Here is a 19274-nt window from a genome sequence, read left to right on the forward strand (position 1 = left end):
CTATGCTATTTTCAATATGTTATTAAATTGAATATTGCTTTCCACCTGATCCCCGAATACATCCCAATCACCAAATTTCTCACGAGCGAATAATTCGATGCGTGGCACGTTTCCGTATAGCTCTTCTAGTCTGTGATGTACTTCCTTTGGCTTTTCACTATGATCACCAAGGCATGAGTAAATTACTTGCCGAACACTTGCAGATTGACGGGGTAGGCCATTACCACGAACAGCTATTAGGAATATTTCCGTATTTGCTCGAGTGTAATTACCGCCATTGATTTTCGTTTCGTTATTTAAAATATCCATGTAATCGTAGGCATCGAATAACTCACCGTTTTGAATTTGCTTTGTTATTCTTTCCATTGCCAACTTATTTAATTTAACCCAAACGAAACCGAGCATAGTTTTAACTTTAAAACCCCACGCTTTGGCTAACTCAAATGCTTCTTGTACAAAATTGCCTGTGTACCACATGGCAAGGGCTGAGTTTTCGGCGGCGATGGTATGAACGGGGAGGTGTTTTAAATCAAATAGGCTGGTGGTTTGGTAATGGTTATTGGCGGCACCGTTGGAAACTTTATTGCTGTATTGCCAAGGTGGGTCAGCTAAAATAAGATCATATTTTTTCAATGTGCCTCCTGAATTTTAGATATAAAAAACCCTGCTAGTGCAGGGGGAGTTTTGATAAGTTATCTTTTATTTCTTCTTGCCTTTCTAAAAATGAATCACAAGCATTATTTAAATTAATTACTGTGCTATACAAACTATCTACTTTATATTCACTTGTTATTTTTTCAATAAGAAGCGTTGAGTCGTATAGTATGTCATATGCGTCAATTATAAACTCACTAAACAAATCGATTAAGAGTTTGTTATTTGGTAGTATAGTTAAATCTTTATATATGGCTTCTAATTCTTTAGGTGATATTTCAATTATGGAAAATGGTTCATAAGGATTCTTCCATATAAGATCAAGCCTTTTGTCTCTTGTCACGACAAGTAAAAAATTATTTGTTATATGGAATTTAATATCTAAATATTCTCCGTTATTGATAATGTTTTCACATAGAGATTTCAATTGCTCCGTTATATGTGTGTTTATTTTAATTTGATGATTTAATCTAGTGCTAATCGATTTTAAGTTTATTTTATTTGAGCGTTTTTCTTTTTTGTCTAAATCTGCTTTACCTAGCCAATAAACAACAATGGTAGCTACTATACCAAAAGTAGATGTGAAACTAAAAAATGTACTCCATTTATTATTGTTATCAATATTCCAATAAAAGAAAATTGCGTAAGTTATAGCAAAAAAAATAGCAACTCCCAAAGCTATGTATAACAACCAACTTCTCTTCATAACCCCTCCTTATTTAAAGCAGGAATCATACTCACATCCATGTGACTAATCCACTGTCAAAATGCCTCCTTAATTCACACTTATTTGTTTTAATGCCTCACGAACTGCATTTAAGCGCGATTCCATTCTTAGATATTTAGGGTTGGGAATAGAAGGCCAATCGTTATACCAAGCATCATCGCCAAACAAACTAAGCAACTTACTTCCTATATAGCAATTGCAACAATCACTCTTAACATCATCGGATGATTCAATTAAATCCCAATACTCCCTTGCTTCGTATTGGTCTATTTCATCATCTTTGCGCAGTTCGATAACTTGCTTTTTAGCATATTCAGCATTTGCATCGTTATCATCATCTATCTCAGAGTTTAAATTAGAATCTAGCTTACCTATCCAGTAGTGGTTATTAATCCTATGAATAAACTCAACTAGTGAGCTGCCCATAGAGCCCCAAAAACAAGACCATGAATCGCCACTTTCGCTAATAGTAACTCTGCCATTTTTGTTATCACCGTAATCTTCAAGGTAAACATGAATGGGGTCGTGACGCTCTATGCCTGCTATCACCAGTTTAGTCACTTGAGATTGTTCAACCTTCATATTCATTCCTATTATTGCATCTATTTAATCGATATGATTAAAATAATTCATCATTGTTTTTAATTTATGACCTATAGTTAATTTGAACTTTCTAATTATTTTTGTAGTCCTCGCCGACCTCCCTGTGTCGGCTTTTTTTTATCTGTCTTCCTTGCTAAATTCCATGCCTTAACTATTCTTAAACTGCATACACAGATAAATTATAAGCTTCATTCCTGCACGTCCCCTTGCCGTCCGCGCCGTGGCGGCATTTTTTTATTCATTGCATCCCTGCGAGTTAAATTAAGCTGTCCGTAGCTTTTCTAGTTCTGTGTAATGTTTGCGGATTAACTCAATTGCTTCCGCAAAGCTAATTTCGCCTTCCATTTGCTTATCAAACCAAGTTTGAATATCCTCTGAATTACCGTCGCTATCTTTTAGGTCGCTAAAAATATCAACCTCAGAATCCCACTCCAAAGCACCATATAGCCAATCGGTGGCTTCTTTCACTTTCCCTTTGCTAATTAAAAATGATGCTATCTGAACGGTGCTGGCGAAGCGATTTAATATACAGACGGTCGCATTGCCCATTGCCGCTCTATCCATAATGCTGCTTATTTCTTTTTTGAGTTTATCTGTCATATCTATCTCCTGTTTGCATCCTTGCAAATATATCCTTTGGTTAAATCACATAAATAGCGTGGCGTGGGTAGGGGAGTCCGATAGGAGCGAAGGGGATATTGTCATCCCAATCCATCGGTGGATCATTCTGCGGCGCTTGTTGTTGCTGAGGTTGTCGCGCTGGCTGCTGGCTTCCTGCCTGATTGTCGTTACCGCCTAGCATTTGCATAGAGCCGCCGATATTTACGACCACTTCTGTTGTGTATCGGTCTTGACCGCTTTGGTCTTGCCATTTACGCGTTTGCAAAGAACCTTCGATATAGACTTGTGAGCCTTTTTTCAGGTATTCACCTGCTATCTCAGCTAACTTGCCGAAGATGCACACTCGATGCCATTCGGTTTTTTCGCGCATCTCACCTGATTGTTTATCACGCCATGTTTCCGATGTGGCTAGGGTGAGATTTGCTACTGCGCCACCTGCTGGCATGTATCGAATTTCAGGGTCTTGGCCTAAGTGACCAATGAGAATTACCTTGTTTACACCTTTACTTGCCATTTACGCCGCCTTTTTAAGTTCGCTAATTCTTATTCCAGTTAGTCGCTTGCACTCTTCTTGGTGAGTACCGCTTAATTCATTCCATACTTTTTTGTACTCATTCGTGATCGCAAGTTCGCTAGTTGCTTCATGCAAAAAGCCTGTGTAATCACTTAATATTTGCTCTGGTGTTTTCGGTGCTACGTTGTGCACCTCTGCGTCAGCATCAACCGCTGTTTCCTCAGTTGGTATACAGAACGCTTGAAAGGCTGCGTATTTATATGCAATAGACATCGCTTTGTTTGTGGCTTTGTCTCCGCTATCCATAGCTTCACCATAAGTCATGACTGTGTGTTTACTGCCATCCGTGACAGATACAAAATCAAACTCAGCTTTGACGGTTACGTAAATTAATACTCCTCCTTTTTGGGTTGTTCTCTCTGTGACTGTGCGATCAATGATTCTTGGCAAAATAAGCAATCCATGCTTAACCAATGCAGGTGCTAGAGCGTTATAGACAGCATCAATGCCTCTAAACATAAATCCTTGTTGTTGATTTTTGCTTCCTTTCTTAATTCCCGTTTCAGCCAGCTCCTTGGCTACATTACTTATTGCTTTGTATACCTCACTCATGATTACCTCCTACAAAAAACCGCCAAACTAGGCGGTCAATTGAAATGTCATGCGTTTATGAATATCTCGAACTCGATCAACATCACCCTTACAGTACTCTGCGACTACTGAAATCTTGCCATCCTTAACAAAATCCCAAACCTTACTACCGTCGATATCCTCGCCAGTTTCAGAGCCTTTGGCATTTAAACCAAGCACAGAGCAGAGTTTATCTAGCGACACGCGTCCATTATGCCCAGCCCAAACTGTCATTGTGTCGAATAACGATTTATCCCAAGGTCTAGCACCGAACGGAATTACTTTTGGCGGCTTAACACCAAGAACTACAGCACGCTGGAACAAGAATTTAAGGTCAAACTCTGCGATGTTATGCCCAATAAAAACAGGTGGAATGTTTTTTGATGGGTCGTAGTTAGCATCAATTAGTTCGAATAAATCAGTGATGATTTTCTTTTCATTGGCCAAGTAATCTTCTGCATAGAAAGTTTTGGTTTCACTGTCATTGATCGCCACACCAATCACGCAAACATGACCCAGCCCGCCGTCAAAGCTAGTTTTCTTCCAGTTTTCTTCACCTACTGCTTCGCGATTTTCAGCTAGCCATGCATCAATAGAGTCTTGCTTTTTGTATTGACCAGGAGCGGTGACTTCATCTAAAAACTTCTGCTTAATGACTGGGTCTTGTGATGGGATTGTTTCGATATCAATATAAATATTCATAATTATTCTCTTGTTAAATTAATTTAAAAATCACCCTTAAAGTGACTGTCTGGTATTTTTGCTGGCGTCAATCCTAGACTTTCCAGCCAGTGGTAATGTTCTACTTCCTCGCGCTCCCTGCGTCGCTTCTCGGCATCCTGCCTTTGCTTGAGTTCATACTCTGAAATTCTCATGCTGCGCCCTTACTTAACTTGGCCACTGCCGAAAATATTAGGCTTCCTTTCCCTCTGGTGATGTACTCTTCCATAAGCGCATCAGTCCATTCATGCTTTAAAAGGAAATCAACTATCTCCTCAATCGGTGCATCCATTGCAGTAAAGAGAGCATCCGTGTCTCCCTCTATTTTTTGCACTTCATGATTTTCAATTGACAACCTGAAGTCTTTATCAAACGTTATTGACGGGTAATAGCCTTTTGTATTTATGTGCAATGTCATATCCACCTCGGTATCAGTGTTATGAAGGCAAGTAGGGCGACAACAACAGCCACCCAGTCCCACTTAATTTTGTTTTTAACTTCATCCTTGAAGCTCTCGCTATTCAGTCGATAGCTGAGTTCCTGTCGCTTTAATTCGATTATTTCGTTTATTTCATGCATGGGAATCCCTCACTTATCAATTGATAGCGATTGTTATTTAGGTTCTGGTGTTGGTGCGGTGGGTATTAGTAATTCATTGTCATGTGGGGGATTTGGTTACTTGCAACTAACTTAATAAATTCAGTCGCTAATTTTTCATCAAATCCGTTACTGACTAATGCTTGTAATGTTTCTTGGTTATACTTGCGGCGATGCTCTTTGTCTTCCTGACGTTTAGCATCTTCCTGACGCTTACGTTCTTCTTCTGCCAGTCTCGCTTGTTCAGCTTCATGAGATTTCTTGCGTTCAGCTTCGATAGCTAATTGTTTCTCGCGCTCGGCTCGCTCCTGAGCTTCTTTGGCATCACGTTCAGCCTTTTCCTTGGCTTCTTTAGCTGACTGCTCTGCACGTTGAATAGCTTCCTGCTTTTCACGCTCGGCGCGCTCGGCGGCTTCCTTAGCTTCACGCTCACGCTGTGCTGCTGCTTCGATTTCTTGCTGTGCTTTTTGTTCGGCTGCTAATCTTGCCTGTTCCGCAGCTTGTTTCTTCAGCTCTTCTTCGTGTGCAATACGTTGGCGTTCTGCTTCGGCTTTAGCTTCTGCTAAATCACGGTCGAATTTCTCATTCATGAGCAGGGCGATTTCATGGTCTGACTCGATACGCTCAGCAAGTGCCTTGCCGAAAGCCTCATTCATTTCTAGCGCTTCTTCGTGCCACGCTAACATTTGCTTTTCTGCTTCGATTCGCTCTTGCTCGGCTTCCCACTCAGTTAATGGCTGTCGAACTTTATCGCGCAATGTATCGAAACGCTCTCGCACAGTTCGGCGATTGACGTCGATTAGCTTTGGTATTTCTTTTAACTCTGCCACCAAGTCTTTACCGAGCCCATCAAGGTAAGTTTTCGATTGAGCGACTTTGTAAGCCAGTGAAGCAATTTCCTTGCGACCTTTGGCAGTGCTAACATCTGGAATAAAAGAGTTAACTTCTTGCTCTACTTTACGAATGATATCTTCGACGCTATCCGATGACTTAAATACTTCAAGCGCCGTCGACTTCTCAATTACGACTAATTCATTTGCCATTTCCTATGCTCCTTATGTGCGTATTCCTCACTATTAATAGCGATATGAAATGTGTTGCGGTGGGTTACTGCTGACCGAGGGCTTTTGCGATAACAGCGTCAGTGATATCTAAATTGTCGCCACTGTCCTGTTTGTAGCTTGCAACTATGTTTCGTAGTCGAATGAGCTCACTTAATAACTCTGGCGCTGCTGCGATTAGGTTTGCGTTGGCTTCATGTTCATCCTCGTAAACATCATTTGGAAGCCCATGATGGGAATAATTAACTAAGGCAACATGTTTACTTTCAGAATTAATGCCGGTCATACTCCATTCATCAATCACCCACGGCCCTGGCGTTCCTTTAAATTCCATATCACCCCCTAGCCTTTAATATTGCATATGCTTCATTAAAAACATCTTTATCTACCCACAAAACCAAAGCTTCTTCATCTAAATCAGCATCAGTAACAAAAGAGACTGTCGTGTTATCAGTGCTTTCTTTTATAGCAGTTATAGTCTTTGATAAAAGCTGGAAAGATATATTTTCACTTCCGATTTCATTAATTAAGTCAGATATAGAAATCATTTATTACTCCTAGCCTTTAACATTGCATCTGCCATGCGGTAGTAGAAATTAGCTCTATTTACTAGTGACTCTTCTGAAGAGTCATTTGCAAAGTGACCTAGACTTACACTCTGAGAAGCTAAATCACCCTGCATAGCCTTAGCAGCTAGATAATCACGTAAATTCATGCCCTCCTGCGCTACAAACTGCATATCTGGATGTCCGCTTGCAGGAAAAGCCGCTCCACCTGTTTTATCTGTCATACCCCCTCCTAACTATTTCATCAGTCCGTATTCATAATTGATATTGTTAAGACTTTCCCTGTCTGACTCCATGTAGTAATCCCATATCTCTTGGTCTTTATGTTCTCTGACCAACTGCCAGTGCCAGCCTATTTTTGATTTAACTCTGCGAACTTTTCTTATTACAGTTTCGTCGCAATCAAATATGACACCATAACCACTACCAAGACCGCTACGCAGCACACCAAGCTCAACACTAACAACTCTAAATAATTTCGGCATGGGTAGCTTTCCATTGTGGAAATCATCTATCGTCATACTCCCTCCGTTATTAACTAAACACGATGCTAGTCTTCAGTTACGGTATACCCTTGGCTTTCAAGGTGCTTGATGATGTCGTCATTGTCCATTTCATATAGCAGTGTGCCTGCTGAGTATTCACTGACAATTTCATCCGCGCCGACAAATCCATCAAGGTTGGCTCCACTAATTATTAATTCAACATCTCCATTGCCACGCGCTTCGCATTGAAAACTGTCGCACTCAATCGTAATATCCATCTCTATCTCCTATCTATTAATCAACTCACCACAGCCCACAGAATGGACTGTAATTAGTTAACTTTACCTGCTTTTAACCACGTCAGGCGAGGTGGTTCCTTACATTCCCCAACGCAAGAAATCTGTGTATAATTCAATCACCCCAACGTAATTAAAGGATTGAATTATGCCAATCGGCACGTCGTATCAAATGCTCAAAGATATAGGCTCTTTGGGTAAAAGGATTTTTGATAAGAAAATTGATGAAGAAGTCAGAAAAGAAGTTCAGGCAATGATTGATAAATCATCAGAACTATATGACCGTGTTGTTGCGCTTGAGGATGACCGACAATCTAACAGACAGCTTATTTCTGAGCTGCAAGAAAAAGTCAAGAGCGCTAAAAATTTTAATCGTGAGTTTAAGAAGTACGAGCCACAAAAGCTTGAATCTGGTTCTTTTGTTTATGCTTATAACACCGTTCTTCATACAGATAAGCCATCTCACTATATATGTGCAAAGTGCGTAACAGATTCTGTAATATCCATACTTCAACCGAATGCTAGCAAAATGGCTAGCGGCGGCTATTATCTTTACACCTGCTACAACTGCGGTAATGATTTTAAGATGAATAAAACACCCCCTATAAAAATCGATGTCCCTAAAATTACTCACAATGGCTGGTGATGTTTACTTAAGCCCATCCGTGGGCTTTATCTTGCCGTAACACTTCCATCACTCATAATTGGCTTGCGTAGCCGTGGTTGCTTGCGTTGTACATCGGGTATGTCTTTTATCCCGATAAGTAAGTTTGCTAGCACATCGGTTTCGTCTACTGGCCTGATAATCGAATCCCATATTTCTTCCACTGAGCGGCTTGGCGTGTTTACCTCTTCACGTTTACGAGCTAGAAATGCAGCCCTGCGCTCATATCTACGTTGAGAGTAATTGCTTCTTTCAATGACTTTTATAGTTGCCATATTTGCCTCCTAAGTGATCTTTGGTTGAGTTTTTCTCACCAAAAACCACTCAGTGGTGATTCAAGAATGCCTGAATCATGTTTTTCTGTTTTTTAAAGAGCATGGCTTGCTGATTAATCCCGCTTGCCTTTGATGTGATTAATAATACTAAAGGTATTAATCATGGTCAATACTAATGATATTAAAATAAATACCAAAAGTATTATTTGATTGAATTTAAACGGAATTTATTTTCAAAAATTATTTATCTTGCGAGGAAAATCACACGATATAGCGAAACCTATGCTAAATTGTCGTAAAACTCGGGAGGATTTATGAATTTAGATGACGAGCAAGTAGTAAAAGTGGTAATGGAAGTGGGCGGTGCGGTATTTAGACTACTGGACAATACCGACACCATCACCAAAGAAATGATTATTGATGAACTTGAGCGATACCGTAAAGAGGTAACAAACACCTTACATAAAGGCGCTTTACGGGATGCCGCTCAAGTGGTTAGAAGTATGGGGAAGATTGGATAGGGCACAAAAAAGCCCTCGCGGGGAGGGCTGGGGTTATTTTTTGAACTGCACGTAACTTTCCATGTTCATAAGTGCGCTTGTTGATGATTTTATTCTTTCTTCTCTCGCTTCACTTGAAAGTGCCTTGGCTTTCCTTTTGCAATTTAATGCCGTAGCAAGATCGTGTCTACGAGGGAACTTGTCAGCCTCGCGGATTTTCATAATAAAACCTTATTTGGTAAGAATAGAACGTAGGTCGCTCTCTTTTACTGCATCCATGCAATAACTTGATATTCTTTGTCTGTTACCATTAGATAGTAGCTTTGTTCCATAACAACTACCATTAACAATGTCAAATTCTAACTTAAGATTAGCATTACTAGCATCATTAATCCAGATTGTCTTTTCTTTTTCAGAAAACATTCGCCAATGAAGAGAGTCTGAATTATTTATTTTTGACAAATCATTCAAAATTAATTGAACTGATTGATATCTATCCTTTGTGTTTTTTTCTAGGCACTTATTGATTATTTTTTTTATTGACAGTGGGATGTGTGGCGGATAGTTTTTTAATGGAAATCTACCATTAATTATTTCATCAATGGGATTGCCGGTGCTAATGATTTGTTGTACTTCTTTTTCGAATTGAGACAAGCCAACAGCCATTACATACATTGTTACGCCAGCTTGATATATATCGAAAGTAAAATCTAAATCATACGTACCAAATGCTTCAGGTGCCTGAAACTTTGTGTATATCTTTGTTGGTGTAGCGAAGCCATCGTTATCGATTTTTTCAGCTAAGCCAAAATCAGACAAAAGAGCCTCGTTTCTTTCTGAGAGTAAAATATTATCTGGTTTTATATCAAAGTGAATTAACCCTTTAGTATGTATATGATACAAGCCACTTAAAAACTGGATTGAGTATCTTATAACCTCATGACATGTGAGGTTATTTCTGTTCATTAAGCCTTTAATTGACCCTCTCTCATAGAAAGGAAGACCTAGATAAATAAAATTATCGTTTTGTGCTGCATATTGTATTTGAACAACGTTAGGATGGCTGCTTTGGTATAGTTTTCTTGCTTCATTAAAGTACTCATCACAATCAAATTTATCTTTCTTTATTTCCTTTATAACTAAATTACTATCAAGGTTCTTATCATATGCAAGGAATACTCGTGAGTTTTTACCTTGCTCATCTAATTCTCTAATTTCTTTAAACGATATACGTGCATCAATCATGACTGGCCACCGCTATAGCAACCATTAAAGCTTCATTGGTTGCTTTTTTAAATTTAGAATTATCTATGTCTTTAATTTTTTGTGATGAATCTAAAATTTGGTCGTATTGTTTTTTGTTAATTTTCAGGTCTTTTATTATTGTGCTTGACCTCATTATAGAAAATGCGGATAGATTGCTACTAGAGAAAGCCTCTTGAATAACTGCTTCTAGATAGTATCGAGGAAGGCTTTTATTCTTCGCTATACCTTCTGCCACCCGCAGGGCTGCTCTCTCCACCTTGTACTCTCTCAACACATCCAATATGTTATTACGTATATATTTAAGTTGCTCAGGCGTATCTAGTGCTTGCGGTACTGTAACTTTATCAACACAAAGCAGTTTATTTTCATCGCTACAGTAAACAACAAATGAGATTTGTTTTGGTTCTGCTCTAATTCCTAATGTTATCATCACTCAATCCTTTATCAACCACACCCTAAAACGTGTCGTCAGACCACTAAACTAATTTCATCATCATCTGAACAGCTACGCCGATGATCTTACAGTTTCCATTGATTGGCGTTATAGGCCACGCAGGGTTTAAGCCCTTTAAGAATTTCTGACCGCCATCAATAACTAGTTTTTTGAATGTGGCTTCGTTTGAATCAGTCAGTTTCGCTATTACCAAGCTGTTGTTTATTGGCTCTCTGCCTGTGTCCACTAAGACCAGTGAACCCTCTGGCACACTTTGCCCTGATGAAGCTGTCATTGAGTCGCCTTCAACTCTCAGCCAAAATGCAGCACCTTGTACATGTACTTCTGACTCATACCACTCATCAATCTGATCTAGCGTGTAAGGCTCACACGCTTCGTTCCATGACCCAGCTTGCACCCAGCTAATTACAGGATATTTAGGTGCAGGTCTATATGGTCTAGGATTAGACACGTTGGGCGAGAGTGCATTAGTGATCATCTCAGCTTCTTTAGCCAAAGTTGGGCTAAAGTCACCAATAGGGACTTGAAGCACATTGGAAAAAACTGAAGCAATCTGAACATTAAGCGGGTTTCTACCATTCAGATAATGGCCTACACCGCCTTGGCTAATATCTAGCATGTCAGCAATCTGCTGTTGCGTTATTCCCAATGACCTTTTCTTGGACTCATACAAAGCTTTCAGTCGATTTGCATCTTCAAGCTGTTCTGTCGTCAATTTGTTCTTATTGCTCATAGCGCTAATTCTAATACCAAAGCTATTAAAAGTGTTAATACCATATGTATTGACCTTTATTAATACTTTCAGTATTATTTGTGTGTGGAATAAAAAGGAGATTTACCATGGAAAGAATTCCTTTATCTGAATTTGTAAAAGAGAACAGTCAGGAAAAGGCAGCATCACTAATTGGGGTTCACCAAACAGCAATTAGTAAAGCCCTTCGTGAGGGTAGAAATATTTTATTAACTGAAACTGAGAATGGAATTAAGGCCATAGAAATTAAACCATTCCCAAGTAGTAAAAAATAAGAATCAACCGCTCTTTAAACAACTTAAACCGCTCTAGGCACTCTTGGAGCAACCAATTAACTCACAGGATCGTGAGCAACGGACTAACTACGTCAAAAGGAATTTAACAAATGGACTACGCAATTTCACGCAACGTGCGAGCTATTGAGGCTCGTATTCGCAAAGGGATAATCTTAACCACACCTAAGCAAGTTGCTAAGGCTGTCGGTGTACACGAATCCCAAATCACTAGATGGCAAGCTGAGAACGGCTTTGTTGAGAAGGCAGCAAGACTGCTGGACGCAATAGGGTTCGATGCGCCAATTCAAGATGTGATTATTCAGGGAGATGAGGCTAGAGCATTAATTCAGATGCTAGAGCATGTCAGATACCCAAAAAGAAAAACCTCAAAGGCGGCAACCGATGAGGCTCAGATGGAACTTATTTAAATCAAAAACGATTGAGGTAATTATGAATCAAATAACTAATTTAGTAAACAGTGGTGCGCTAACCATGACTAGCTTAGAAATATCTGAACTAGTTGAATCAAGGCATGACAAGGTTAAGCAATCAATCGAAAGGTTGTCAGAGCGAGGGGTAATAACTTTACCCCCATTGGGGGAAAAGCCCACAGCAGGTAGGCCGAGCACTTTTTACATTTTCTCAGGCGAAAAAGGCAAGCGAGATAGCATTATCGTTGTCGCTCAACTTTCACCAGAGTTTACCGCTCGATTAGTTGACCGCTGGCAAGAACTTGAATCTCAAAAAAACCTCATTCCTCAAACGCTGCCAGAAGCTTTACGTCTGGCGGCAGCCCTTGCAGAACAGAAACAAATCATTGAGCAGCAATTAGCAATCGCAACACCTAAAGCTGAGTTTGTTGATCGCTACGTTCAAGCTACTGGCTCATTAGGTTTTCGTGAGGTATGCAAACTATTAAAAGTCAAAGAAAACTTCTTTCGTAATTTCTTGTTGGCTAAAAGAATTATGTATCCATTATCTGGAAAACTCGCCCCTTATTCTGAGCATTTAGATTGCAACAGATTTGAAGTTAAAACAGGCGAGAATCCTCACAATGGTCACGCTTACACGCAAACAAAATTTACCCCTAAAGGCATTCAATGGATAGCAGGTTTACTGGCTAGAGAGCAATTGGAGGCGGCATGACGAATACAGCGGAAGTATTCCAGTTCCCTGCGATACAGCAGGAGACAAAGAGAGTGGCAGATACTGATGATGGATATACGAGAATTGCCAATGAATTACTTGAATCACTTTCCTGCTGTAATTTAACTGTTAGGCAGCTAAGAGTGATGTTAGCGATTATCAGAAAAACCTATGGGTTTGGCAAAAAAGTAGACCGTATATCCGATTCTCAATTAGCTGACGTCTCTGGTCTATCAAGACAGAACGTTAACAAGGCAAAGAAAGAATTGATTTCAATGAATTACCTCATTCTTGAGGGTAATAAAATTGGAGTCAATAAAGAGGTTTCAGCGTGGAAAAATCAATCTAGAGACAGTGTCTCTAACTTGAAGACTAAAAATGTCTCTAACTTAGAGACAAATGAAGTCTCTAGATTGGAGACACACAAAAGAAATACTTTAAAGAAAAAAGAAACTATTAATACCCCTATATCCCCTAAGCAAAAATCAGAGCCTAAAAAACAGGGTTTCGATCCATTGGCTGAGGCAATACCTGAATGGCTAAATTCTGAGACTTGGAGAAATTGGGTTGAGTACCGGAAGGAAATTAAAAAACAGATTAAAACCAAACAGACATTTAGCGGACAAATAAAATTACTCACTGAGTGTTATGAACTAGGTTTTTCACCTGAAGAAATAATCAATAAATCGATTACCAATGGATGGCAGGGATTATTTAAGCCAAAGACACCATACCAGCAAGCCAACCGCATTACCCAACCTAGTCGAACCCAAGAATTCATACCGGAGAACTTCTGATGAGCACAGGAATGCAAGCACTGGCTCGGTTTAGAAAACTGATGCCGGAACACATCAAGCCAAAGTTTGAAACGCCTGAAGAACTCATGGCATGGCAACGAGAGCAGGGCGAAATTGATTCAAAGCGGATCACCGATGCAAATCGCGTTACTCGACTGAATAAAATTATGGGTCGCTCTGGAATAAACCCGCTTCACCTAGATTGCACATTCGATAACTACCAAGTCACTACACCTGAGCAGCAAGCCGCATTACGCAAAGCCAAGAATTACGCTGAGAATTTTGGCAAAAACTTTGGCGGGTTCATATTCAGCGGCAATGCAGGAACCGGAAAGAATCACTTAGCAGCAGCAATCGGAAATCACCTCATACAGCACGGTAAGCGCATTCTAATCGCTACATTGCCAGACCTAATGATGCGAGTACGCGAAACCTACCAGAAGGACGCCAAGACCTCAGAATCGAAACTAATCGATGACCTGTGCGAAGTTGATTTACTGGTGCTTGATGATGTTGGTGTGCAGCGTGGAAACCTCAACGAGGATTTGATTATTTTCCAAGTTGTAGACCGTCGATTAGCAAACAAAAAGCCAGTTGGAGTCCTGACAAACTTAGCATTCGCAGAGCTTTCAAAGGTGCTGGGCGAGCGAGTTATTGACCGTTTAAGAATGGGTAGCCCGACAACGATTAATTTCGGATGGGAAAGTTACCGCAGCCAAGTTAAGTAACACACCAAATCATAAGGACTTCTAGATGTCAGATTGGTTATTTCTAATCGCTGTCACTTACATTTTGATTATGACGGCAACGAGTGAATATGGCGCATGGTGGTCTAACTTTTTACTATCAATTGTCGCTATGTCAATAATTTACGGTCACAAAGAGTAGAGGTGTTGAGTGATGAAAGGAACAACGTTAACAGAGCTGAATAGGCGATATGATTTGCAAGCAATGGCATTAGCAGATAGGCAACACCCTATCGATAGTCAAGATTCAATGCCGTTCTTCAGGGCTCACCTGCGACAAAAGAAAAAACTAATGCCTAGAGGAAAGGTTATGGTCAAGTTAATGAAAATCCAGTGTGCATTCATTAAGTATCGGAAAAGTGAAGAGTATGTACAGAAAAAATGTGATGAATACGCAGCTAAATATCCATTGGAGGCATCTAATGCAGGGAACTAATTGGGTTAAGTGTTCAAATAAAATGCCAGAGAAAGACGTTAGAGTGATGGCAATTTGGAATGGAATGCCAACTATTCTATGTTTATTTTCTATAACTGGATTATGGGACGATGGTGATTTTTACTCATGCATTCCACTTGAAGATGTAACTCACTGGATGCCACTCCCACCAATGCCAGAGGGTGAATGATGGAATTTTACTTAATCGGCACGCTGGTTTTGTACGGATATATTATTTATCGGGTATTTAAGTAGTCAGGAGGTTAAATGTCACTAAAGACATACTATCTCAGTAGTAAAAACATCAGACAGAACGCCATCGAAGCAATACAAAACCTACCAATAGATTCAACCAAGCCATACGAAGTAAAACTCTCCGAACCCAAACGAACCAAAGCACAAAATGACCGCATGTGGGCAACTCTTACTGATTTGTCTGAACAGGTCATGTGGCAAGGTCAGTGGTACGACAAAGAGGATTGGAAGGACTTAATTACTGTGCTGAATAGACAGGTCAACGGTAGTGCTCAACGGTCGGCTGTCGGACTAGGTGGGGGCATTGTCTATTTTGGTGAACGTACTAGCAAAATGCGAGTAAAGCAGATAGCTGATGTTATCGAATGTGCTCACTGGTTCGGTTCACAAAATGGCGTGAAATTCACTGATGACGCAAAGAGAGAGCTGGAGTGGGCACAGCGCATCGGTGACAAACAGAAACTCAAGGAGCAGCAAGAGAGATGAATATTCAACATATGATTGAGTGCGGAAAGATTTTTAAAGTAGGCGATATTATCTCATCAGTAAGAGTATCGAAAGAAGTCGGCAAGAGTGTGAACGTATCAGGCCAAACGGTTAGGCAGTTGGCAAAGATTGGAGCAGCCAAAAAGAAAGAAAAAATCGGCATCGTTACTTATTACGAAGTTATAAGAAATATTCAGGATGCTATTAACGATGAGCTATCAAGGAGAAGAAAAGGTGTCGCTGCAAGGGAATACCAGCGAAATAACAAACAAGAGCCCTTTAATTACTCATTAGTACAGAAATTTAATGAATCGATAGCGAGGGCTAGGGCATGAAGAAACAATTATTCTTTGGCCTCATTGTTGGCCTAATAGTTACCGCTGTTTGTATTTTTGTGGAGGCAGTTAAATATGGCTAACCCAAGGCGACGGCGCTGCAAAATATGTAGAGAGTGGTTTCATCCCAAGTACGAAAATATAGAGTGGTGCAGTCCGGAACATGGAGCAGAATTAGCAATCAAGCGACGAAGTAAGGAGAGAGAAAAACTAGAAGCCAAACTCAAGAAAGAACAGAAGCAAAAAGAAGTAAAAGCCCGCGATAAACTCAAAGCCCGCAAGTTAGCAGTAAAACCCCGCAGTTATTGGATTAAACAAGCGCAACAAGCCGTCAACGCATATATCAGAGAAAGAGACCGTGATTTGCCATGCATATCATGCGGAACGTTTCAATCTGCTCAGTGGGATGCTGGTCATTATCGGACTACCGCTGCGGCTCCACAACTGAGATTCGATGAGCGCAACATCCATCGGCAATGTGTTGTTTGTAATCAGCATAAGTCGGGGAATCTAGTTCCATATCGCGTAGAGCTTATTAATCGAATAGGGCAGAAAGCCGTTGAGTCTATCGAGTGTGATCATGAGCGCCACAAGTGGACTATTGATGAATGCAAAACCATCAAAGAGGTATTCAGAAAGAAATTGAAGGAGCTGAAAGATGCAGGCTGAAATCACAACCATTCCTGAATTGCTAATCAGAACATATGGGAATATGGCTGAAGTTTCCAGATACCTAGGATGCTATCGAGCAACAGTAAAAAAATACTCGAAAGATGTTAACGCTGAAGGACATGTAGTTATTAATGGTCGGTTAATGACGATATATAAAACAAGAGTGAAAGGCACGTCCAGTCTCGCCAAAGAATTAGATAGTGCCGTTTCTATTGTGAAATGTATTAAACCTGAAGCTACCTGCAAAAGCTCGCAAATTAACACGAGGTGAACAATGCGCGATATTCAACTTGTGTTGGAACGATGGGGAGGGTGGGCTGCTGAGGGTAAAAGCAAGGTAGGATACTCATCAACAGCTGCTGGATTTAGCGGTCTCTTCCCTGAAAGCGAAAGAGTTAGATTATCTTGTTGTGATGATGATGGGATTGCTATTGACGCAGCTATTGGAAAACTAATCTCTGTAGGGAGAAAGGATGAATTTGATTTAATAGACAAACATTACATAAAAGATATATCCAAATCAGCCATTGCAAGAGATATGAAGTGCTCTGAGGGAAAAATTAGACAAAAGCTAATGATAGCTGAGACCTTCATTGATGCTTGCTTAATCATGGCTAATGTCACATTAGAAATGGATGAATGGTGCAAGAAAACATCATTTGACAGCTAAACTATTTTCGTAACGAGTTTTAGCTGTTAATGTGATAAGAGTGACAACAACGTCAGCAGCTTATAGAGCCTCACTTAGGTGGGGTTTTTCTATAATGAAAACTCTACTTGCCAGCTTCTATCTTTCACATAGCGGCACTAAAGCGAGTAGGGTTTTCATTGTTATATATGAGCAATCAAGGCAATTCTGGTTTATCTGTATAAAGGCTCTGTCGCCAAACATTATTCTGTCTTTATGCTGAGATGCCAGACTCTCAAATAACAGTGCCCCTCATAACCTCTACGCAGAACGGAGAAATCTGGTTTGCGATACGTTTGGGGCTTTCTATTTTGGTTCCCTCACCAATGAGGGTAGCATAGTTTAAGCTGTTGATATTGTTCCGTTATGGGAATTCCCATAACGCTACTTCAACCTGTAAGTAATCCTTACAAGTTCAAATTCAAGAGGTCGCCTAGTGCGGCCTTTTTCGTATACGCCGCCACAGAATTCTAATCAACCAAACGAAAATTGACGCATAGAGATTGTGCGCGGCTATCTATTAACTAAAAACAGGACTGAAACATGAATGAGCCGTTAACAGGCACAACAGCCGCCTCGTTTGCGGGCGTTTCAATAGTCGGTCTATTCAGCGGCATGGATGCTGGAATTGTCATCGGCTCATTTGCTGGGGCTGTGATATTTGTTCTTTCATCAAAAGATATCGGAATACCAACACGCATCTGCTTTTTTATTGTGTCTTTTGTTATTGGTGTTTTAGCTGCTAAAGACGCAACTGGATTATTAAGCTCTTACTTTGAGAGAAATATTGATAACTCGGTAGGGGCTATGTTTTCTTCGGCTGGATTGGTTGGAATATTGAGTGCCATTTCTAAGCCTGAAGCTGTGACTAAGTTTGTTAATGATGTGATTGGCTCTGCTATCGATAAGTGGAGAGGGGGGCGAAGATGACTATCCCCGCATTACTCATATACATAAACTTTTTTGCTTGCTTTCTTGCTGTGGTGAGATTGGCGAGTTATCGACGCAACGGCGCCAAGTATAGATTCACATCTTCGTGTGTGGCTTGGTTGCTTATTGTAGCGTTTGGCTCTATACCGCTTCGCATATTAACAGATGAATATATCAAGGCTGACCCATTTGAGGTGGCAATTAACGTTGTTATCTGCATTCAGATAATCAGGTCAGATGGGAATGTAAATAGAATATTTGGAGGGGCGATCCGTGGGTGAACCTAAATGGCTAACTGAAGCTAGAAAAGAAATTGGCGTGTCTGAGCATACCGCTGAAGGCTCGAAAGCAGTCGACCAAATGTGGATTGATAGCAAGTTGCGCGGCCTAGTTGGCACTGCGCGTAAAGTTCCTTGGTGTGCTGGCTTCGTCAATGCCATGTTAGAGCGTGCTGGTATTAAATCCCCTCGTAAAGATGCTTCAAGTTCATATGATACGTTTGGGCAAAAGCTAACAGAGCCTAAGTATGGCTGCATTGTTCGCTTCTCACGCTCAGGCGGTGGCCATGTTGGTTTCTGTGTTGGCAAAACTGCAAATGGCTCACTTCTTATCTTGGGTGGTAATCAATCAGACGCAGTAAACATCAAAGCGTTTGGAACTGACCGAGTTGTTGCTTATCGGTGGCCTGATGGCGTTGAAGTAGATAATCGACCTCCGCCAATTGGCGATGCTGCGATGTCAGTTAAAGAGTCGTGACATGAGAGCAGGCTACATAAAAGCACTATTCATTGCATGGCTGATACTCTTTGGTGTGGTTATTTGGCAGCGATGGGAAATCAGCGGATTAAATGATGCTAATAAGTCGCTAACTAAATCACTAGTCCAGCAATCTCTCATATCAGACAACGCCTACACCTCAATATCTATCTTTGACCGTATCTCTGGAGCAACCATTGATGCTAAACAACAAAACACACTGGACGCACAGGGAGCCAAGAAAGACGTCAAAACTATTCTTATTGGCAATGACTGCGCTCCTGTTACTGCTCCTGATAGCCTCATTAACAGGATGCGGCAGTATAAAGACTGAATATGTATTAGCGCCTCACATTCCCATTCCTGCA

General features: G+C 40.5%; 38 protein-coding genes. 19 read left to right on the plus strand and 19 right to left on the minus strand.

Annotated features, from left to right (window positions below; all coding sequences use genetic code 11):
* From ACHB7C_RS09665 to ACHB7C_RS09735, 15 genes are all read right to left on the minus strand, one after another.
* Entirely contained in the window at nt 1-633 is a 633-nt protein-coding gene (locus tag ACHB7C_RS09665) for an MT-A70 family methyltransferase (RefSeq protein WP_136134461.1), read from the minus strand.
* A gap of 34 nt (nt 634-667) precedes the next feature.
* The gene (locus tag ACHB7C_RS09670; protein WP_136134462.1) at nt 668-1360 is read right to left on the minus strand and encodes a hypothetical protein; all 693 of its coding nucleotides are present in this window, start codon (nt 1358-1360) and stop codon (nt 668-670) included.
* 69 nt (nt 1361-1429) lie between these two features.
* Nucleotides 1430-1963: a hypothetical protein gene (locus ACHB7C_RS09675; protein ID WP_136134463.1), complete on the minus strand. Its 534-nt coding sequence runs from the start codon at nt 1961-1963 to the stop codon at nt 1430-1432.
* A gap of 282 nt (nt 1964-2245) precedes the next feature.
* A complete protein-coding gene (locus ACHB7C_RS09680) occupies nt 2246-2584 on the minus strand; it encodes a hypothetical protein (RefSeq protein WP_081335995.1) in 339 nt (112 codons plus the stop codon).
* Between the two features lie 40 nt (nt 2585-2624).
* Nucleotides 2625-3119, minus strand: coding sequence for a single-stranded DNA-binding protein (ssb, locus tag ACHB7C_RS09685; RefSeq protein WP_395347125.1), 495 nt, complete (start codon nt 3117-3119; stop codon nt 2625-2627).
* On the minus strand, nt 3120-3731 hold the full coding sequence (locus ACHB7C_RS09690; RefSeq protein ID WP_395347128.1) for an ERF family protein: 612 nt from the start codon (nt 3729-3731) through the stop codon (nt 3120-3122). It abuts the gene before it with no gap.
* Nucleotides 3732-3758: 27 nt separating this feature from the next.
* Entirely contained in the window at nt 3759-4451 is a 693-nt protein-coding gene (locus tag ACHB7C_RS09695; RefSeq protein ID WP_395347130.1) for a hypothetical protein, read from the minus strand.
* A gap of 23 nt (nt 4452-4474) precedes the next feature.
* Nucleotides 4475-4624 carry a hypothetical protein gene (locus ACHB7C_RS09700; RefSeq protein ID WP_395347132.1) on the minus strand — a complete coding sequence of 50 codons (150 nt, stop codon included), beginning with the start codon at nt 4622-4624 and terminating at the stop codon, nt 4475-4477.
* Nucleotides 4621-4887: a hypothetical protein gene (locus tag ACHB7C_RS09705; RefSeq protein ID WP_109911112.1), complete on the minus strand. Its 267-nt coding sequence runs from the start codon at nt 4885-4887 to the stop codon at nt 4621-4623. The genes ACHB7C_RS09700 and ACHB7C_RS09705 overlap by 4 nt, the downstream gene beginning before the upstream one ends.
* A 226-nt stretch (nt 4888-5113) precedes the next feature.
* Nucleotides 5114-6109, minus strand: a complete 996-nt coding sequence (locus ACHB7C_RS09710) for a cell envelope biogenesis protein TolA (RefSeq protein ID WP_395347135.1) — start codon at nt 6107-6109, stop codon at nt 5114-5116.
* Between the two features lie 64 nt (nt 6110-6173).
* On the minus strand, nt 6174-6461 hold the full coding sequence (locus tag ACHB7C_RS09715) for a hypothetical protein (RefSeq protein ID WP_166185608.1): 288 nt from the start codon (nt 6459-6461) through the stop codon (nt 6174-6176).
* 1 nt (nt 6462) lies between these two features.
* Entirely contained in the window at nt 6463-6675 is a 213-nt protein-coding gene (locus ACHB7C_RS09720) for a hypothetical protein (protein ID WP_129467332.1), read from the minus strand.
* Nucleotides 6672-6917 carry a hypothetical protein gene (locus ACHB7C_RS09725; RefSeq protein ID WP_368904116.1) on the minus strand — a complete coding sequence of 82 codons (246 nt, stop codon included), beginning with the start codon at nt 6915-6917 and terminating at the stop codon, nt 6672-6674. Before ACHB7C_RS09725 ends, ACHB7C_RS09720 begins: the two co-directional genes overlap by 4 nt.
* A 12-nt stretch (nt 6918-6929) precedes the next feature.
* On the minus strand, nt 6930-7214 hold the full coding sequence (locus ACHB7C_RS09730; protein ID WP_395347137.1) for a hypothetical protein: 285 nt from the start codon (nt 7212-7214) through the stop codon (nt 6930-6932).
* A 29-nt stretch (nt 7215-7243) separates the two neighbouring features.
* Entirely contained in the window at nt 7244-7456 is a 213-nt protein-coding gene (locus tag ACHB7C_RS09735; protein WP_395347138.1) for a hypothetical protein, read from the minus strand.
* A gap of 166 nt (nt 7457-7622) precedes the next feature.
* On the opposite strand from ACHB7C_RS09735, the gene ACHB7C_RS09740 reads away from it, so the two are divergent.
* Entirely contained in the window at nt 7623-8120 is a 498-nt protein-coding gene (locus tag ACHB7C_RS09740) for a hypothetical protein (protein ID WP_395347139.1), read from the plus strand.
* Between the two features lie 26 nt (nt 8121-8146).
* Here the strand turns inward: ACHB7C_RS09740 and ACHB7C_RS09745 are convergent, their stop codons facing one another.
* Nucleotides 8147-8413 (minus strand): hypothetical protein, encoded by a 267-nt coding sequence (locus ACHB7C_RS09745; RefSeq protein ID WP_349487185.1) that lies wholly within the window; start codon nt 8411-8413, stop codon nt 8147-8149.
* A 314-nt stretch (nt 8414-8727) separates the two neighbouring features.
* Between ACHB7C_RS09745 and ACHB7C_RS09750 the strand changes: the two genes are divergently transcribed.
* Nucleotides 8728-8934 carry a hypothetical protein gene (locus ACHB7C_RS09750; RefSeq protein WP_349487184.1) on the plus strand — a complete coding sequence of 69 codons (207 nt, stop codon included), beginning with the start codon at nt 8728-8730 and terminating at the stop codon, nt 8932-8934.
* Between the two features lie 210 nt (nt 8935-9144).
* Here the strand turns inward: ACHB7C_RS09750 and ACHB7C_RS09755 are convergent, their stop codons facing one another.
* Genes ACHB7C_RS09755 through ACHB7C_RS09765 form a run of 3 tightly spaced genes read right to left on the minus strand, consistent with a single transcriptional unit; the run spans nt 9145 to nt 11366 of the window.
* Nucleotides 9145-10158: a serine/threonine-protein kinase gene (locus ACHB7C_RS09755; protein ID WP_096864281.1), complete on the minus strand. Its 1014-nt coding sequence runs from the start codon at nt 10156-10158 to the stop codon at nt 9145-9147.
* Nucleotides 10151-10609: a hypothetical protein gene (locus ACHB7C_RS09760; protein WP_096864280.1), complete on the minus strand. Its 459-nt coding sequence runs from the start codon at nt 10607-10609 to the stop codon at nt 10151-10153. Before ACHB7C_RS09760 ends, ACHB7C_RS09755 begins: the two co-directional genes overlap by 8 nt.
* Before the next feature lie 46 nt (nt 10610-10655).
* A complete protein-coding gene (locus tag ACHB7C_RS09765; protein ID WP_318837381.1) occupies nt 10656-11366 on the minus strand; it encodes a S24 family peptidase in 711 nt (236 codons plus the stop codon).
* Between the two features lie 107 nt (nt 11367-11473).
* On the opposite strand from ACHB7C_RS09765, the gene ACHB7C_RS09770 reads away from it, so the two are divergent.
* The 17 genes from ACHB7C_RS09770 to ACHB7C_RS09850 all read left to right on the plus strand — a co-directional run bounded on the left by ACHB7C_RS09770 (nt 11474) and on the right by ACHB7C_RS09850 (nt 19240).
* On the plus strand, nt 11474-11659 hold the full coding sequence (locus tag ACHB7C_RS09770) for a Cro/CI family transcriptional regulator (RefSeq protein ID WP_042847907.1): 186 nt from the start codon (nt 11474-11476) through the stop codon (nt 11657-11659).
* Between the two features lie 110 nt (nt 11660-11769).
* Nucleotides 11770-12087, plus strand: coding sequence for a CII family transcriptional regulator (locus ACHB7C_RS09775; protein ID WP_036978872.1), 318 nt, complete (start codon nt 11770-11772; stop codon nt 12085-12087).
* Between the two features lie 22 nt (nt 12088-12109).
* A complete protein-coding gene (locus ACHB7C_RS09780) occupies nt 12110-12805 on the plus strand; it encodes a phage antirepressor KilAC domain-containing protein (protein WP_395347142.1) in 696 nt (231 codons plus the stop codon).
* Nucleotides 12802-13602, plus strand: coding sequence for a replication protein (locus ACHB7C_RS09785; RefSeq protein ID WP_395347144.1), 801 nt, complete (start codon nt 12802-12804; stop codon nt 13600-13602). Before ACHB7C_RS09780 ends, ACHB7C_RS09785 begins: the two co-directional genes overlap by 4 nt.
* Nucleotides 13602-14330 (plus strand): ATP-binding protein, encoded by a 729-nt coding sequence (locus ACHB7C_RS09790; protein WP_395347145.1) that lies wholly within the window; start codon nt 13602-13604, stop codon nt 14328-14330. The genes ACHB7C_RS09785 and ACHB7C_RS09790 overlap by 1 nt, the downstream gene beginning before the upstream one ends.
* A 25-nt stretch (nt 14331-14355) precedes the next feature.
* Nucleotides 14356-14490, plus strand: coding sequence for a hypothetical protein (locus ACHB7C_RS09795; RefSeq protein WP_265524607.1), 135 nt, complete (start codon nt 14356-14358; stop codon nt 14488-14490).
* A 12-nt stretch (nt 14491-14502) separates the two neighbouring features.
* Nucleotides 14503-14784 (plus strand): hypothetical protein, encoded by a 282-nt coding sequence (locus tag ACHB7C_RS09800; RefSeq protein WP_272529236.1) that lies wholly within the window; start codon nt 14503-14505, stop codon nt 14782-14784.
* Nucleotides 14771-14974 carry a DUF551 domain-containing protein gene (locus ACHB7C_RS09805; protein ID WP_272686308.1) on the plus strand — a complete coding sequence of 68 codons (204 nt, stop codon included), beginning with the start codon at nt 14771-14773 and terminating at the stop codon, nt 14972-14974. Before ACHB7C_RS09800 ends, ACHB7C_RS09805 begins: the two co-directional genes overlap by 14 nt.
* A gap of 77 nt (nt 14975-15051) precedes the next feature.
* The gene (locus ACHB7C_RS09810) at nt 15052-15525 is read left to right on the plus strand and encodes a recombination protein NinB (protein WP_395347147.1); all 474 of its coding nucleotides are present in this window, start codon (nt 15052-15054) and stop codon (nt 15523-15525) included.
* A complete protein-coding gene (locus ACHB7C_RS09815) occupies nt 15522-15860 on the plus strand; it encodes a hypothetical protein (protein WP_395347149.1) in 339 nt (112 codons plus the stop codon). Before ACHB7C_RS09810 ends, ACHB7C_RS09815 begins: the two co-directional genes overlap by 4 nt.
* A gap of 75 nt (nt 15861-15935) precedes the next feature.
* The gene (locus ACHB7C_RS09820; RefSeq protein ID WP_240105876.1) at nt 15936-16529 is read left to right on the plus strand and encodes a recombination protein NinG; all 594 of its coding nucleotides are present in this window, start codon (nt 15936-15938) and stop codon (nt 16527-16529) included.
* 43 nt (nt 16530-16572) lie between these two features.
* Nucleotides 16573-16803 carry a phage NinH family protein gene (locus ACHB7C_RS09825; protein ID WP_258922514.1) on the plus strand — a complete coding sequence of 77 codons (231 nt, stop codon included), beginning with the start codon at nt 16573-16575 and terminating at the stop codon, nt 16801-16803.
* Nucleotides 16804-16806: 3 nt separating this feature from the next.
* Nucleotides 16807-17202 carry an antiterminator Q family protein gene (locus ACHB7C_RS09830; protein WP_226693946.1) on the plus strand — a complete coding sequence of 132 codons (396 nt, stop codon included), beginning with the start codon at nt 16807-16809 and terminating at the stop codon, nt 17200-17202.
* A gap of 561 nt (nt 17203-17763) precedes the next feature.
* Nucleotides 17764-18150, plus strand: a complete 387-nt coding sequence (locus ACHB7C_RS09835; RefSeq protein WP_123382410.1) for a putative holin — start codon at nt 17764-17766, stop codon at nt 18148-18150.
* Nucleotides 18147-18431: a phage holin family protein gene (locus tag ACHB7C_RS09840; RefSeq protein ID WP_123382409.1), complete on the plus strand. Its 285-nt coding sequence runs from the start codon at nt 18147-18149 to the stop codon at nt 18429-18431. The genes ACHB7C_RS09835 and ACHB7C_RS09840 overlap by 4 nt, the downstream gene beginning before the upstream one ends.
* Nucleotides 18424-18906: a TIGR02594 family protein gene (locus tag ACHB7C_RS09845; RefSeq protein WP_395347152.1), complete on the plus strand. Its 483-nt coding sequence runs from the start codon at nt 18424-18426 to the stop codon at nt 18904-18906. The genes ACHB7C_RS09840 and ACHB7C_RS09845 overlap by 8 nt, the downstream gene beginning before the upstream one ends.
* Before the next feature lies 1 nt (nt 18907).
* Entirely contained in the window at nt 18908-19240 is a 333-nt protein-coding gene (locus ACHB7C_RS09850; RefSeq protein WP_395347154.1) for a hypothetical protein, read from the plus strand.
* Nucleotides 19241-19274: the final 34 nt, after the last annotated feature.

Origin of the sequence: Providencia sp. 2024EL-00732 (assembly GCF_044006275.1) — a bacterium.
Taxonomy (GTDB): domain Bacteria; phylum Pseudomonadota; class Gammaproteobacteria; order Enterobacterales; family Enterobacteriaceae; genus Providencia; species Providencia huashanensis.

Bases quoted from the DNA above. Each gene is read 5' to 3' on its own strand.
- ACHB7C_RS09670 (WP_136134462.1), bottom strand. From the start codon at position 1,360: ATGAAGAGAAGTTGGTTGTTATACATAGCTTTGGGAGTTGCTATTTTT.
- ACHB7C_RS09675 (WP_136134463.1), bottom strand. From the start codon at position 1,963: ATGAAGGTTGAACAATCTCAAGTGACTAAACTGGTGATAGCAGGCATA.
- ACHB7C_RS09680 (WP_081335995.1), bottom strand. From the start codon at position 2,584: ATGACAGATAAACTCAAAAAAGAAATAAGCAGCATTATGGATAGAGCG.
- ssb (WP_395347125.1), bottom strand. From the start codon at position 3,119: ATGGCAAGTAAAGGTGTAAACAAGGTAATTCTCATTGGTCACTTAGGC.
- ACHB7C_RS09690 (WP_395347128.1), bottom strand. From the start codon at position 3,731: ATGAGTGAGGTATACAAAGCAATAAGTAATGTAGCCAAGGAGCTGGCT.
- ACHB7C_RS09695 (WP_395347130.1), bottom strand. From the start codon at position 4,451: ATGAATATTTATATTGATATCGAAACAATCCCATCACAAGACCCAGTC.
- ACHB7C_RS09700 (WP_395347132.1), bottom strand. From the start codon at position 4,624: ATGAGAATTTCAGAGTATGAACTCAAGCAAAGGCAGGATGCCGAGAAG.
- ACHB7C_RS09705 (WP_109911112.1), bottom strand. From the start codon at position 4,887: ATGACATTGCACATAAATACAAAAGGCTATTACCCGTCAATAACGTTT.
- ACHB7C_RS09710 (WP_395347135.1), bottom strand. From the start codon at position 6,109: ATGGCAAATGAATTAGTCGTAATTGAGAAGTCGACGGCGCTTGAAGTA.
- ACHB7C_RS09715 (WP_166185608.1), bottom strand. From the start codon at position 6,461: ATGGAATTTAAAGGAACGCCAGGGCCGTGGGTGATTGATGAATGGAGT.
- ACHB7C_RS09720 (WP_129467332.1), bottom strand. From the start codon at position 6,675: ATGATTTCTATATCTGACTTAATTAATGAAATCGGAAGTGAAAATATA.
- ACHB7C_RS09725 (WP_368904116.1), bottom strand. From the start codon at position 6,917: ATGACAGATAAAACAGGTGGAGCGGCTTTTCCTGCAAGCGGACATCCA.
- ACHB7C_RS09730 (WP_395347137.1), bottom strand. From the start codon at position 7,214: ATGACGATAGATGATTTCCACAATGGAAAGCTACCCATGCCGAAATTA.
- ACHB7C_RS09735 (WP_395347138.1), bottom strand. From the start codon at position 7,456: ATGGATATTACGATTGAGTGCGACAGTTTTCAATGCGAAGCGCGTGGC.
- ACHB7C_RS09740 (WP_395347139.1), top strand. From the start codon at position 7,623: ATGCCAATCGGCACGTCGTATCAAATGCTCAAAGATATAGGCTCTTTG.
- ACHB7C_RS09745 (WP_349487185.1), bottom strand. From the start codon at position 8,413: ATGGCAACTATAAAAGTCATTGAAAGAAGCAATTACTCTCAACGTAGA.
- ACHB7C_RS09750 (WP_349487184.1), top strand. From the start codon at position 8,728: ATGAATTTAGATGACGAGCAAGTAGTAAAAGTGGTAATGGAAGTGGGC.
- ACHB7C_RS09755 (WP_096864281.1), bottom strand. From the start codon at position 10,158: ATGATTGATGCACGTATATCGTTTAAAGAAATTAGAGAATTAGATGAG.
- ACHB7C_RS09760 (WP_096864280.1), bottom strand. From the start codon at position 10,609: ATGATAACATTAGGAATTAGAGCAGAACCAAAACAAATCTCATTTGTT.
- ACHB7C_RS09765 (WP_318837381.1), bottom strand. From the start codon at position 11,366: ATGAGCAATAAGAACAAATTGACGACAGAACAGCTTGAAGATGCAAAT.
- ACHB7C_RS09770 (WP_042847907.1), top strand. From the start codon at position 11,474: ATGGAAAGAATTCCTTTATCTGAATTTGTAAAAGAGAACAGTCAGGAA.
- ACHB7C_RS09775 (WP_036978872.1), top strand. From the start codon at position 11,770: ATGGACTACGCAATTTCACGCAACGTGCGAGCTATTGAGGCTCGTATT.
- ACHB7C_RS09780 (WP_395347142.1), top strand. From the start codon at position 12,110: ATGAATCAAATAACTAATTTAGTAAACAGTGGTGCGCTAACCATGACT.
- ACHB7C_RS09785 (WP_395347144.1), top strand. From the start codon at position 12,802: ATGACGAATACAGCGGAAGTATTCCAGTTCCCTGCGATACAGCAGGAG.
- ACHB7C_RS09790 (WP_395347145.1), top strand. From the start codon at position 13,602: ATGAGCACAGGAATGCAAGCACTGGCTCGGTTTAGAAAACTGATGCCG.
- ACHB7C_RS09795 (WP_265524607.1), top strand. From the start codon at position 14,356: ATGTCAGATTGGTTATTTCTAATCGCTGTCACTTACATTTTGATTATG.
- ACHB7C_RS09800 (WP_272529236.1), top strand. From the start codon at position 14,503: ATGAAAGGAACAACGTTAACAGAGCTGAATAGGCGATATGATTTGCAA.
- ACHB7C_RS09805 (WP_272686308.1), top strand. From the start codon at position 14,771: ATGCAGGGAACTAATTGGGTTAAGTGTTCAAATAAAATGCCAGAGAAA.
- ACHB7C_RS09810 (WP_395347147.1), top strand. From the start codon at position 15,052: ATGTCACTAAAGACATACTATCTCAGTAGTAAAAACATCAGACAGAAC.
- ACHB7C_RS09815 (WP_395347149.1), top strand. From the start codon at position 15,522: ATGAATATTCAACATATGATTGAGTGCGGAAAGATTTTTAAAGTAGGC.
- ACHB7C_RS09820 (WP_240105876.1), top strand. From the start codon at position 15,936: ATGGCTAACCCAAGGCGACGGCGCTGCAAAATATGTAGAGAGTGGTTT.
- ACHB7C_RS09825 (WP_258922514.1), top strand. From the start codon at position 16,573: ATGGCTGAAGTTTCCAGATACCTAGGATGCTATCGAGCAACAGTAAAA.
- ACHB7C_RS09830 (WP_226693946.1), top strand. From the start codon at position 16,807: ATGCGCGATATTCAACTTGTGTTGGAACGATGGGGAGGGTGGGCTGCT.
- ACHB7C_RS09835 (WP_123382410.1), top strand. From the start codon at position 17,764: ATGAATGAGCCGTTAACAGGCACAACAGCCGCCTCGTTTGCGGGCGTT.
- ACHB7C_RS09840 (WP_123382409.1), top strand. From the start codon at position 18,147: ATGACTATCCCCGCATTACTCATATACATAAACTTTTTTGCTTGCTTT.
- ACHB7C_RS09850 (WP_395347154.1), top strand. From the start codon at position 18,908: ATGAGAGCAGGCTACATAAAAGCACTATTCATTGCATGGCTGATACTC.